Raw genomic sequence first — 12064 nt, 5'->3', positions numbered from 1 at the left:
CCTAAGCGAGGGAGCGATGACTTATGGCGAAACCGGATAATCGCGCGGATAATGTAGAAAGAATCCAATTCAACATCAACCACACGATCGCCAACTTCAATGAAGCGGAAGAATATCTGGCAGAGCATGCCGATGAGATTACCCCGCAGGACCGTCAGGCCATTGAAGCCAAAAACGAACGCCGCCTCCAGTCCCTTCAGTCTTTCCGTGAAGAAATTCGCGACGAAGCGAAGCATCGGGAGCAATCGTAATCTCTCCTTAGGAGCTCACAATGAAACCTCCTTCCCTGCGTGCAGGGGAGGAGGTTTGTTTTGCTTCCATGATGAGCAAACAAGGGCTTCACGATAAAAGGGACACGAATGTTCAAAGAGTCATCCGCGGAGGAACCGGTTCCGGCCCGCTGCCCCTCTTATCGCTATCGCTGACGGCTGCTGCGGATCTCGAAGCGGAAGTGGTCATGGGCCAGCAGCGTGTCCCCATGGACCGTGCGGGCTTCGTCCCGCAGCATGTCCGCCTCTTCGCCTTGGTACCGGGAAGAAATATGTGTCAGAATCAGTGTCCCCACTCCTGCCTCTTGGGCCGTCTTCGCTGCGTCGATGGCCGTGGAATGGTCATACATGACGGCCAGTTCCTTGCGGTGCTCGGCGAACGTCGCCTCATGAACGAGCACGTCGGCGTCCTTAGAGAGTGTTACGGCGTGAACACAGGGCTGCGTGTCGCCGAGGATGGTGACGATGCGTCCCGGGATCATCGGCCCGATGAACTCCTCCGCTTTCAGCTTCGTTCCATCCGGCAGCTCGACGTCTTCGCCGTTCTTGATTTTGCCGAAGAGCGGCCCGAAAGCGATGCCCAGTGACTTCAGGCGCTCGGCATCGAGACGCCCCTTCTGCGGCTTCTCGACAATCCGGTAGCCGAAGCTCTCGATGCGGTGCACCAGCGGCGCCGCGCTGACCACAAACTGGTCGTCCTCGAAAACGACCTGCTCTTCCGGCTCCAGCTCGATGATCGTCGTCTGGTAGCCGAGATGCGAATCGCTGATCCGCAGCGAGGTTTCGACGAATTCTCGGATGCCCTTCGGCCCGTATATGGTGAAGGGCGTATCCCCGCCCTGGTAAGAACGGCTGGACATCAGCCCCGGCAGTCCGTACAGATGATCGCCATGCAGATGCGTAATGAACAGCTTCTCCAGCTTGCCGATCTTGACCGGGGCACGGAGCACCTGATGCTGTGTCCCCTCGCCGCAGTCGAACATCCAGTATACGCCGCGCTCGGCCAGCAGGCCCAGCATGACGGAGGTCACGTTGCGCTCCTTGGAAGGCATGCCGGCACCCGTTCCCAGAAAATACAGCTCCACCTTCATCTCTCCCGTTCCTATACTTGCGCCTCGGTCAGAGCAGCTCTTCCCCGTTCAAAGGAAAAGAGTGGGGCTCAAGCCCCACCCTACCATAGCATACCCCAAATCCGTTCCTTCTTAGGCGTTGAAATACCTTGCCTGCGGATGGGCGAACACGATGGCGGATACCGAAGCCTCCGGCTCCATCATGCTGCCTTCCGTCAGGGTGACCCCGATGTCTTCCGGATGCAGTAGCGCGAACAGCTGCTGCTGGTCGTCGAGGTTCGGACACGCCGGATAACCGAAGGAGAACCGCTGACCGCGGTACTTTGCGCCGAAGCGCTCAGCCATCGTCATCTCCGCCGGATCCGGGAAGCCCCACTGATCCCTCATCATCTGGTGCACGCGTTCGGCAAAGCCCTCCGCCAGCTCGAGTGCGGCCGCCTGCAGCGCGTGGGAGCGGAGGTAATCGCCCTTCTCACGCCACTGGGCCGACAGCTCGCTGACGCCGTGTCCAGCCGTCACGACCAGGAAGCCCACATAATCCATCTCGCCGCTGCTTACCGGCTTAAGGTAGTCCGCCAGGCAGAGATACGGTTCTTTCTCCTGCCGCGGGAACGTGAACTTCTGCACTACCCGGCCGGTGTCCTCCGGATCGTAGATCAGCACGTCGTTGCCGTCGGACTGGGCCGGGAAGAAGCGGTACATCCCCTGCGCCTTGATGATGCCGGCCTGCTGGGCTTCCGCCAGTATGCCGTCCACCGTCTCCTTGAGCTGCAGCGCCTTCGGATCCTTCTCGGCAATCAGGTTCTCGACCTTGCCCTTCAGCCCGAGATGGTGTCCGAGCAGCATCTGCATGTTGACGTACGGCACGAGGTGCGAGATCGGATAGTCGCGCAGCACGCGGCGTTTGAGATCCGGCGGCACCTGAACCGGTACGGTCCGGTCGACCGTGGACGTCATGACGCGGGTCAGCGCCGGCATGCTCTCTTCCTTGCGGCCGGCTTCCTTGACGTCCGAGTCCATGCTCTCCCGCAGTTCGCGGATGAGAACCTGGCGCTGCTCCGGATCGCTGAGCTTGTTGGCGATGTCGAGCCCGTCCATCGCATCCTTGGCGTACAGCACCATGCCGTCGTATTCCGGTGCGATGCGCGTCTTTGTGAACTTGCGGGTCAGTGCCGCACCGCCAACCAGAATCGGCACGTCAATGCCGGCATTCTTCATGTCCTGCGCCGTCACCACCATCTGCTGCGCCGATTTGACAAGCAGACCCGAGAGGCCGATCGCGTCCGGCTTCTCTTTGCGGTACGCTTCAATGAGCTGCTCCGGCGGGACCTTGATGCCGAGGTTCACGATCTTGTACCCGTTGTTGGAGAGGATGATCTCCACCAGGTTTTTTCCGATATCGTGCACGTCGCCCTTCACGGTAGCCAGGATAATCTTCCCTTTGACCGCGCTGTCCGCCTTCTCCATGTACTGCTCGAGATGGGCGACGGAGGCCTTCATCACCTCGGCGCTCTGCAGCACCTCAGCCACGATCAGCTCGTTGTTGTTGAAGAGCCGGCCGACCTCTTCCATCCCCTTCATCAGCGGTCCGTTGATGATGTCGAGCGGCGCATACTTCTTCAGCGCTTCCTCCAGGTCAGGGATCAGGCCTTCCTTCGTTCCCTCCACCACATAGGAAGCGAGACGCTCTTCCAGGGTCAGGTTGGAGATTTTCTCTTTCTTCTCGACCTTCTTCACGCGGAAATAAGCGACGAATTTCGCCAGCGTGTCATCATTCGTATTAAAAATAAGCTCTTCGGCGAGCGCGCGCTCTTCTTCCGGAATCGAAGCGTAGCGCTCCAGCTTCTCGGTGTTGACGATCGCATAATCGAGTCCGGCTTTGGTACAGTGGTAGAGGTACACCGAGTTCAGCACCTCACGTCCTGCATCCGGCAGACCGAAGGAGATGTTGCTGAGGCCCAGAATCGTCATCGTCTCCGGATACTTCTCCTTGATCATCCGGATGCCCTCGATCGTCTCCACGGCGGAGCCGATGTACTGCGGATCACCGGAACCGACAGGGAACATGTTCGGGTCAAAAATGATATCCTGCGGCTTCATGCCGTATTTCTTGGTCAGCAGCTCATAAGCACGGTCTGCGACTTCCATCTTCGCCTGACGTGAAACCGCCTGACCGCGCTCGTCGATGAGGATCATGACAACCGCCGCGCCGTATTTGTGCAGCAGCGGAACGATCGCCTCGAACTTCGACTCGCCGTCCTCGAGGTTGATCGAGTTCACGATCGCCTTGCCCTGCGAGTATTTGAGCCCCAGCTCGATGATATGATCGTAGGTGGAGTCGATCATCAGCGGCACTTTGACCTTCTTGACGACCTGCGGCAGGAATTCGTTGATCGCGTATGCTTCGTCGATATCCGTGTCCTGCAGGTTGATGTCGATGATATGGGCGCCGTTCTTCACCTGGGTCCGTGCGATCTCCGACGCTTCCTCGAACTTCCCTTCCTTGATCAGGCGCTTGAACTTCCGCGAACCGGAGATGTTCGTCCGCTCCCCGACCATGATCGGCCGGTTGTCCGGCTCGACGTATACCGTCTCGATCCCCGAAATGGCCGGCGGGTGCACCCCGGCCTGCTTGCGCGGCTCGAACTTGCCCAGCGTCTCGGCCATGGCGCGGATATGATCCGGCGTCGTACCGCAGCAGCCGCCGGCAATGTTCAGCCAGCCCTGCTCGGCGAAGCCCGCCAGCTTCAAGGCCAGCGATTCCGGCGACTCATGGTACTTACCGTTCTCATCCGGCAGACCCGCGTTCGGGTAACAGGACACCGCCGTACCCGCAATCTCCGAGAGCGTACGGATGTGATCGCGCATGAACTCCGGGCCGGTTGCACAGTTCAGTCCGAATGAGACCGGGTTCAGGTGCTCCAGCGAGACGTAGAAAGATTCGATGTTCTGGCCGGCAAGCGTCGTCCCCATCGGCTCGATGGTGCCTGAGATCATAAGCGGGAGCTTCACGCCCAGCTTGTCGAACGCGCTGCGGATCCCGATGGAGCCCGCCTTCACGTTCAGCGTATCCTGCGAGGTCTCGAGCAGCAGCGCATCCACGCCCGCTTCGATCAGCGCCTCGGCCTGCTCCTGGTACGACTCAACGAGCTCGTCGAAGGTTACACCGCCCGTTACGGACAGCGTCTTGGTCGTCGGGCCCATGGCTCCGATGACGTAGCGCGGCCACTCCGGCGTACTGTATTTGTTGGCTGCCTCGATCGCCAGCTTGGCCGCAGCCAGGTTCAGCTCTCTAGCGCGGTCCTGCAGATCGTACTCCGCCAGAACCACGCTCGTCGCGCCGAACGTATTCGTTTCCACCATATCCGCACCGGCGGCAAAATACGCTTCATGGATTTTTTGGATGACATCCGGGCGGGTAACCACGAGAATTTCATTACAGCCGTCGAGATCCTCGCTGCCGAAATCCGCTTCCGTAAGATTCTCCTGCTGGATCATGGTGCCCATCGCACCATCCAGAATCATAATTTTTTTCTTCAGCTGCTCCTGCAGTGATGGCTTGCTCATTACTGATCCCCTTCCCCTGCCGTCCTTTTCCTTCACGACCCGGAAGGACAGTCCTGCTTTTCTCTGTGGTAATGCATCCGCTGCGGCCGCAAAGGGGCCTTCACGCATAGTTTAACCCATAGTTTATCAGAAAGCGTCCCCATTGAAAAGAAAGGAATCATCCGATTTCACGAAGTCTTCATCATATCCTATCGGATTTATGCGGTTTAGACATCGACAGACGAACTTGATTCCACTATAATACAGGAAGAGAAGTTTTTCCTGATCTATACTTACCATAACTGACGAAAGAGGGATGAATATGGCAGAAATCCGCATCCGCAACACAGGCGAGCGCATCTCCGGCGAAGAGAATGTGAGATCGTTCTTAGATAAGCAAGAGGTTCTGTATGAGCACTGGAACGCAGCGAAGCTGCCGGCCGAGCTGCAGGAGAAGTTCGTGCTGAGCGACGAAGAGAAGGCACAGATCCTCTCCACCTTCGACGAAGAGATCCGTGATCTTGCAGGCCGCCGCGGTTACAAAACCTGGGATGTTATCGCCCTCTCCGACGCTACACCGAACCTGGACGAGCTGCTGAAGAAATTCGAGTCCGTCCACACCCACACGGAAGATGAAGTGCGGGCCATTACGGCAGGCCGGGGCATCTTCATCATCAAAGGCACCGACGATGTCGGATACTTCGACGTTGAGCTGGAAGCCGGCGACGTGATCTCCGTACCGGAGCACAAAGCCCACTTCTTCACCCTGATGGAGAACCGCAAGATCGTTGCCGTCCGCCTGTTCATCGAGACGGAAGGCTGGATCGCTCATCCTTACGACGACCCTGCGTTCCAAAAAGCTCAATAAGTCAGCCTTACCAAAAATCAATTACGGTACAGCCTCTGCTTCGGCAGAGGCTGTTTCTTTTGGACGGACAGATCAAGATAATGGGCCCAGCCTCCCTCAAGGACCACGCGCGGCAGAAACGAGCTTCATGAGATACTTGCTGGTATGCCAAAAAAGCTTCGCCCGGTTGGGCGAAGCTGGGTTCAAGCCGAATAAGTGCAAGATTAGGCGATCGAATCGATAATGTCCTGAATATCCCGGAGGGAACGGATCTCATGAACAGGAATAATCTCGTCGGTGCGTGTGATCTCATGGCGGTTGATCCACAAGCTGCGCATGCCGATGGCATTCGAGCCCATGATATCCGTCGTAAGCTTATCGCCCACCATCAGACCTTCCTCCGGCTTGATCCCGAGCAGGCTGACCGCATGCTCGAAAATCGCCGGATTCGGCTTGCCCCGGCCGAACTCACCCGAAATGATGATATGGTCGAAGTAAGGAACCAGCTCCGGTACGCCGGCCAGCTTCTCCTTCTGTAGATCGGGCGATCCGTTGGTCAGCAGGAGCAGCTGATAGCGGCCCTTAAGGGAATCGAGCACCTCGAAGGTTTCTTCATAGACGATCGGACGGCTGCGGCGTTCGGCTGGGAACAGCTCGCCAAGGCGGTAGCCGAGCTCCGGATCGTCGATCCCGAGCGCGAGAAGTCCACGCGTCCAGGAAGCCGTCCGGTATCCCGGTGCCAGGGCCTCCAGCTTGCGGAATTCTTCCTGCTCCCCGCTCGTGAAGTTCGCCCAGAGTCCCTCGAACGGATTAATCCCGATCATCTTCGTGAACGGGAAGGTCTCGTACGACTCATAGAGAGCCCTCGCTTCCCTGCGTACGGCTTCTTCCAGCTTCACCGGATCGACGCCGGTCACTCGGGATGCCTCTTCGCAGGTAGCCCGGAAAGCTTCCTGCACGCTGCGCTCATCCCACAGCAGCGTATCGTCCAAGTCAAAAAGAACAGCTTTGATTCCCATGTCTACAGTCCTCTTTCCCCCATATGGTTAGCTATCTGTCTTTGCTTCTAAAAGCTTAACACTCCATATCCCCTCGCCCCTGAGGCTTAGGCTTCCTGCTGCAGCGCAATGCCATGACGCTGGGCGAACTCGACCAGGTGAGGCCGGGTTTCGTCAACCGGGAATTGGTGATAGACCCGGGAGAAAGCCCAGCGGGCGGCTTTGCCCTTCATGGAGATGACGATCGCATCCTTGTTCACGGCAATCTCTTGAATATCTTCCGCCTTCAGGCTGCGGTCCCCGCCAAACCGGCGGGAGGTGATTGCGTCCTTGCCAATACGTAGGAACGGCCTGCGCAGCCAAAACATGAGCACGGCAAGACCGATGTAGCTCGCCCCGGTGACCCAGTACAAATCATCCGTAGCCGCTTGGCCCCGGAAAGCAATAAAGCAAAAAACACCGGTAGCCACAAGCAGCATGGGCAGTACCCAGCTGCGGCCCCGGAATGTCTTGGCTTGATCGGCGGATGCGAAGTCCGACGAAATAAGCCCCTGTCCGCTCTTCTTGCGCTGAACGTTTGTTACCTTGGTGTTCTTACGAACCATTCGTGACCACTTACGCGACATGACCGAACCCCTTATCTCTCATCTGTACTCTTCCGGCGAAACTTCTCGATAAAGCGCTGCGGATATTCTTCATCAAGTGCGCTGATCTGGTCCAGCCTTGTCCACTGCTCTGAAGACAGCTTCCAGCCAAGCGCTCCCATGTTGTCTTCAAATTGTTCGAGTGTACTGGCTCCGAAAATCGGCGATGTAATGCCCGGCTTACGGATCAGCCAGTTCAAGGCAACCTGAGCAGGTGACTTTTCCGTTTCCCTGGCAATGGCTTTAACCTCATCAAGGATGCGGAAGTTCTTCTCCGTATTGCGAAGCTCCCAGCGGCTCTCCCCCGCCTTGGCCGACAGCCGGCCTTCCGTTGGTTCTTCACCGCGGACATACCGTCCGGTCAGGAATCCACCGCCAAGCGGCGCCCACGGAATGATTCCGACGTTCTCTTCCAGGCAGAGCGGAATCATCTCTCGATCCATCATCCTGCAAACCAGACTGTACTGCGGCTGGATGGAGATAAACCGCGCATACCGGTTGAAGTCGCTGACCGACAGGGATTTCATCAGCTGATAAGCAAGGAAGTTGGAGCAGCCGATGTACCGCACCTTGCCTGCGGACACCAGGTCGTCAAGGGTGCGCAGCGTCTCTTCGATCGGCGTAACATGATCCCATACGTGAAGCTGGTACAGATCGATATAATCGGTATTCAGCCGGCGGAGACTCGCCTCCACCCCATCGAGAATATGCTTGCGCGATAGGCCTACATGGTTAATATCCTGACTGGTCGGAAAGCGAACCTTGGTCGCCAGAATCACATCGCTGCGTTTCTCGCGGATCGCCCGGCCGACAATCTCTTCGGACTTCCCGCCTACATAAACGTCAGCCGTATCAATGAAGTTGCCTCCACGGTCCAGGAACCGGTGGATCATCTCTATCGAATCCTGCTCGTTCGTCGTATTGCCGAACGTCATGGTTCCGAGACAAAGTTCGGAAACCAGAATGCCGCTCCGGCCAAGCACACGATATTCCATAGCCGCCCTCTACCCCTCTCAGTTCTTCCCTTCGCCTTCTTCTTCGTCGACAAACTTGATGTTCTCAAGCTGTGTGCGCAGGTTGGATTTGAAAGAGTCGATATACTTGCGGCGAAGCTCGTTGCGTTCGTCCATCTCTTCATCCGTGAGGCCTTCCGCTTTCGCTTTTGCGGGCCAGTTCGTTAATGCGTTTGACTCTTACATCATGTTCCGATTCGCTCATGCCGTTCCTCCCGAAATTGGTAAGCCGAGGCGCCAGGCGCAGCACACGATTCGGGCTGCAGCGGGCAGGCTTGTATCATTAATACTTTGACATTCCGAGTAGGGATTGTCAAGAGTTCGGAAGGAAACCGGAGGGCTTCCGGAGCAGATTAGGGAAGGAGCAGCTTCTGTCCTGTCTGTAGGGCGGAAGACTTCAATCCGTTGAGCTTCTTGATCTCATCTATGTAATCGCGGATGTCCTCATCCGGTGCATATTCCGAAGCGATCTCCCAAAGTGTATCCCCCTGGTGCACATATACAAATTCGTGCTCTTCCGGAGCGGTGCCGGCTGCGTGCACATCCTGACCGGACACGGAGGCCGAAAGTCCTCCGAGCAGTGCCAGAAGGAGAACCACTATGAAACCCATTGTTGCAGCACGTACGTATGTTCGCTTATTATTATGTTGAGTTCGGGACGCCCGCTCCCGACTCCGATATGTACTTTCATTAGAAGCTCGTCCGATCAGTGCAGTGTTCTGTACCATAACCGACATCCTCTCCCAAACATTTGTTCTCTTTTTGTTCTGAATTCAATTTATCACGAACACACGTTTGTGTCAACGGATTTTCTCGAACTAATGTTTGTACGAACTCCGGTTCTGTGTTATAATTCTACTAATCGATTACCAACAATTGGAGTGATATGGCATGAGCAAGATCTCCTCCCGGCAGCAGGCAATATTGGAGTTTATTAAGAACGAAGTGAAAGATAAGGGCTATCCCCCGTCCGTCAGGGAGATCGGGGAAGCGGTCGGTCTCGCCTCCAGCTCTACCGTACACGGCCATCTGGAACGGCTGGAGAAGAAGGGGCTGATCCGGCGCGACCCGACCAAGCCGCGCGCCATTGAGATTCTCGACGGCTCCATGGGGGACGGCGCCTATGCCGTATCGGTCGCCCACGTGCCTCTGATCGGCCGGGTTACCGCCGGCGTGCCGATCACGGCGACGGAGAACATTGAAGATTACTTCCCTCTCCCAAGCCATTATGTCGGCGACAACAATGTGTTCATGCTTAGCGTTATCGGCGAGAGTATGATCGAAGCCGGGATCCATAACGGCGACTACGTCATCGTCCGGCAGCAGCAGACCGCAACGAACGGCGAGATCGTGGTAGCCATGACCGAGGATGACGAAGCTACGGTGAAGACGTTCTACAAGGAGCGCGACCACATCCGCCTCCAGCCCGAGAATCCGACTATGGAGCCTCTCCGGCTGAAGAACGTAACGATTCTCGGCAAAGTTATCGGCGTATTCCGCAACATTCACTAATTGTACCTTTTCGGACCGGCCCTCAGCCGGTCCGTATTTTTTTGCCCTGTTACCTGAGATAAACGGCTTCACCGTTCTTTAAGGAAAAGCGCTTCTATGAGAAATATCAGATGGCAGAAACAAGCAATGCGAGTTTTACTTTCCGATATTGAACGCCATCGCCTCAAGTCAGCTCATCTGTCTGATGAAATTCAACCCGAGGCCGCTTCCCGGCAAACAACAAAAAGGCCGTTCGCCCGCCGGATGCTCCGGAGGCTGAACGGCCTTCTTCTCATATTAGTACAGCGTCAGGTACTGCTCGCGCTCCCAAGCGTGAACCTGGGTGCGGTAGATGTCCCACTCGATCTCTTTGAGCTCGTAGAAGTGGGCCAGTGCGTGATCGCCAAGCGCATCGCAGATCACATCGTCGCGAAGCATCTCATCAAGCGCCTGCTTCAGGTTCAGCGGCAGGCTTGGAATGCCCTGCTCTTCGCGCTCGTCTTCGGTCATTACATAGATGTTGCGGTCCGTCGGAGGCGGCAGCTGCATCTTGTGCTTGATGCCGTCGAGGCCCGCTTTGAGCATGACCGCCAGCGCAAGGTACGGGTTCGCAGCCGGATCCGGGTTGCGTACTTCCACACGCGTGCTGAGGCCGCGGGAAGCCGGGATACGGATCATCGGGGAGCGGTTGCTCGCCGACCAGGCCACATAACAAGGAGCTTCGTAACCAGGCACCAGACGCTTGTACGAGTTTACGGTCGGATTCGTGATTGCCGCGAAAGAACGGGCATGCTTCAGGATTCCGGCCATGTATTGGCGGGCCACCGTGCTCAGGCCGAGCTTGTCGCTCTCGTCGTAGAACGCGTTCTCGTTGCCGCGGAACAGCGACTGGTGGCAGTGCATCCCGGAGCCGTTCACGCCGAACAGCGGCTTCGGCATGAAGGTTGCATGCAGCCCGTGCTGGCGGGCCACCGTCTTGACCACAAGCTTGAAGGTCTGGATCTGGTCGGCCGCTTTAATCGCATCGGCATATTTGAAGTCGATCTCATGCTGGCCGGGAGCCACTTCGTGGTGGGACGCTTCGATCTCGAAGCCCATCTCCTCAAGCGTGAGCACGATCTCGCGGCGGCAGTTCTCGCCGAGGTCCGTTGGCGCAAGGTCGAAGTAGCCGCCCTGGTCGTTCAGCTCCATCGTCGGATTGCCCTTCTCGTCGGTCTTGAAGAGGAAGAACTCCGGCTCCGGACCTACGTTCATGGACGTATAGCCCATCTCTTCGGCTTCCTTCAGCGCCGCTTTCAGAATGCCGCGCGGGTCGCCCGGGAACGGACGGCCGTCCGGCAGATAGATATCGCAGATCAACCGGGCCACACGGTCCGTCGTAACCCAAGGGAACACCACCCAAGTACTAAGATCGGGATATAAGTACATATCGGATTCTTCAATCCGCACATAACCCTCGATGGACGAGCCGTCAAACATCATCTTGTTGTCGAGTGCTTTCTCCAGCTGGCTTACGGGAATCTCCACGTTCTTGATGGTACCGAGCAGATCCGTGAACTGAAGCCGGATGAAGCGGACGTTCTGTTCCTTCGCGATGCGCAGAATGTCTTCTTTGGTATAGTTCTTGTCCGACACTGTGTATCTCCTCCTTAGACTTATGTATCATGAAATGCATATTAACGGAGAATCCGGGCACCGCCTCAGGCCTAAGCCATAGAAAGTAAGCGGTACCGCGGCTGCCCCGGCCGAACGTTTTACTTGCGGAAAAAGCGCGAAAGTTCGCCTTGAATCAGCGATACCTGGTTCGGACGCTTGCCCCCGCCGAGCAGCTGCTGCTTCAGCATCTTGTGAAGCTGCGAGTCGGTGAGCTCCCGACGCTTGACTTCCGTTTGCTCATTGAGAATGGTCGCATCCTCCGAATCCTTGTCAACCGGAAGAAGAACCTGCTTGATCCCGGCGATGTTGACGCCTTTCTCGATCAAGTCTTTAATTTCCAGCAGACGCTCGACGTCATTGAAGGAATAAAGCCTCTGGTTGCCGCCGGTGCGTGCCGGGATAATCAATTCGTGCTGCTCATAATAACGAATCTGTCTGGCGGTGAGATCGGTCAGCTTCATTACGATGCCGATACGGAAAAAGTGCCATATTTCTGCGTATTTCATCAGTCATGCCCATCACTCCTAAAC

The 12064-nt window shown here is 56.8% G+C and carries 11 protein-coding genes and 1 pseudogene; 3 read left to right on the top strand and 9 right to left on the bottom strand.

What is annotated here, in order from left to right:
- Window positions 1-23 precede the first annotated feature (23 nt).
- A complete protein-coding gene (tlp, locus tag PM3016_RS15700; RefSeq protein ID WP_013916642.1) occupies window positions 24-251 on the top strand; it encodes a small acid-soluble spore protein Tlp in 228 nt (75 codons plus the stop codon).
- A gap of 164 nt (window positions 252-415) precedes the next feature.
- Here tlp and rnz read toward each other — a convergent pair whose 3' ends face one another.
- Together rnz and metH are read right to left on the bottom strand one after the other, a co-directional pair.
- On the bottom strand, window positions 416-1360 hold the full coding sequence (gene rnz, locus PM3016_RS15695; protein WP_014370105.1) for a ribonuclease Z: 945 nt from the start codon (window positions 1358-1360) through the stop codon (window positions 416-418).
- 111 nt (window positions 1361-1471) lie between these two features.
- Window positions 1472-4906 carry a methionine synthase gene (gene metH, locus PM3016_RS15690; protein WP_014370104.1) on the bottom strand — a complete coding sequence of 1145 codons (3435 nt, stop codon included), beginning with the start codon at window positions 4904-4906 and terminating at the stop codon, window positions 1472-1474.
- 301 nt (window positions 4907-5207) lie between these two features.
- Between metH and PM3016_RS15685 the strand changes: the two genes are divergently transcribed.
- Window positions 5208-5753 (top strand): 1,2-dihydroxy-3-keto-5-methylthiopentene dioxygenase, encoded by a 546-nt coding sequence (locus PM3016_RS15685; protein WP_013916639.1) that lies wholly within the window; start codon window positions 5208-5210, stop codon window positions 5751-5753.
- 203 nt (window positions 5754-5956) lie between these two features.
- Here the strand turns inward: PM3016_RS15685 and PM3016_RS15680 are convergent, their stop codons facing one another.
- The 5 genes from PM3016_RS15680 to PM3016_RS15660 form a co-directional block, all read right to left on the bottom strand.
- Window positions 5957-6751 carry an HAD family hydrolase gene (locus PM3016_RS15680; RefSeq protein ID WP_013916638.1) on the bottom strand — a complete coding sequence of 265 codons (795 nt, stop codon included), beginning with the start codon at window positions 6749-6751 and terminating at the stop codon, window positions 5957-5959.
- Between the two features lie 86 nt (window positions 6752-6837).
- Window positions 6838-7356, bottom strand: a complete 519-nt coding sequence (locus tag PM3016_RS15675) for a hypothetical protein (RefSeq protein WP_014370103.1) — start codon at window positions 7354-7356, stop codon at window positions 6838-6840.
- A gap of 11 nt (window positions 7357-7367) precedes the next feature.
- Window positions 7368-8369, bottom strand: a complete 1002-nt coding sequence (locus tag PM3016_RS15670; protein ID WP_014370102.1) for an aldo/keto reductase — start codon at window positions 8367-8369, stop codon at window positions 7368-7370.
- A gap of 18 nt (window positions 8370-8387) precedes the next feature.
- Window positions 8388-8504 (bottom strand): DUF896 domain-containing protein, encoded by a 117-nt coding sequence (locus PM3016_RS41375; RefSeq protein WP_014370101.1) that lies wholly within the window; start codon window positions 8502-8504, stop codon window positions 8388-8390.
- Between the two features lie 236 nt (window positions 8505-8740).
- Window positions 8741-8944 carry a LysM peptidoglycan-binding domain-containing protein gene (locus tag PM3016_RS15660; protein ID WP_013916634.1) on the bottom strand — a complete coding sequence of 68 codons (204 nt, stop codon included), beginning with the start codon at window positions 8942-8944 and terminating at the stop codon, window positions 8741-8743.
- Window positions 8945-9278: 334 nt separating this feature from the next.
- Here PM3016_RS15660 and lexA point away from each other — a divergent pair, with 334 nt between their 5' ends.
- Complete coding sequence (lexA, locus tag PM3016_RS15655) at window positions 9279-9899, top strand: transcriptional repressor LexA (RefSeq protein WP_013916633.1); 621 nt, start codon at window positions 9279-9281, stop codon at window positions 9897-9899.
- 276 nt (window positions 9900-10175) lie between these two features.
- On the opposite strand, the gene glnA is transcribed toward lexA, so the two are convergent.
- Together glnA and PM3016_RS15645 are read right to left on the bottom strand one after the other, a co-directional pair.
- Window positions 10176-11513 carry a type I glutamate--ammonia ligase gene (glnA, locus tag PM3016_RS15650; RefSeq protein WP_013916632.1) on the bottom strand — a complete coding sequence of 446 codons (1338 nt, stop codon included), beginning with the start codon at window positions 11511-11513 and terminating at the stop codon, window positions 10176-10178.
- A gap of 119 nt (window positions 11514-11632) precedes the next feature.
- A pseudogene (locus PM3016_RS15645) lies at window positions 11633-12047 on the bottom strand (MerR family transcriptional regulator).
- Window positions 12048-12064 lie beyond the last annotated feature (17 nt).

This window comes from Paenibacillus mucilaginosus 3016, from assembly GCF_000250655.1.
Taxonomy (GTDB): Bacteria; Bacillota; Bacilli; order Paenibacillales; family NBRC-103111; genus Paenibacillus_G; species Paenibacillus_G mucilaginosus.
Note: the sequence above shows the minus strand (reverse complement) of the source record. Positions and strands in the feature narration are given on the sequence as shown.

Bases quoted from the DNA above. Each gene is read 5' to 3' on its own strand.
- tlp (WP_013916642.1), top strand. From the start codon at position 24: ATGGCGAAACCGGATAATCGCGCGGATAATGTAGAAAGAATCCAATTC.
- rnz (WP_014370105.1), bottom strand. From the start codon at position 1,360: ATGAAGGTGGAGCTGTATTTTCTGGGAACGGGTGCCGGCATGCCTTCC.
- metH (WP_014370104.1), bottom strand. From the start codon at position 4,906: ATGAGCAAGCCATCACTGCAGGAGCAGCTGAAGAAAAAAATTATGATT.
- PM3016_RS15685 (WP_013916639.1), top strand. From the start codon at position 5,208: ATGGCAGAAATCCGCATCCGCAACACAGGCGAGCGCATCTCCGGCGAA.
- PM3016_RS15680 (WP_013916638.1), bottom strand. From the start codon at position 6,751: ATGGGAATCAAAGCTGTTCTTTTTGACTTGGACGATACGCTGCTGTGG.
- PM3016_RS15675 (WP_014370103.1), bottom strand. From the start codon at position 7,356: ATGTCGCGTAAGTGGTCACGAATGGTTCGTAAGAACACCAAGGTAACA.
- PM3016_RS15670 (WP_014370102.1), bottom strand. From the start codon at position 8,369: ATGGAATATCGTGTGCTTGGCCGGAGCGGCATTCTGGTTTCCGAACTT.
- PM3016_RS41375 (WP_014370101.1), bottom strand. From the start codon at position 8,504: ATGGACGAACGCAACGAGCTTCGCCGCAAGTATATCGACTCTTTCAAA.
- lexA (WP_013916633.1), top strand. From the start codon at position 9,279: ATGAGCAAGATCTCCTCCCGGCAGCAGGCAATATTGGAGTTTATTAAG.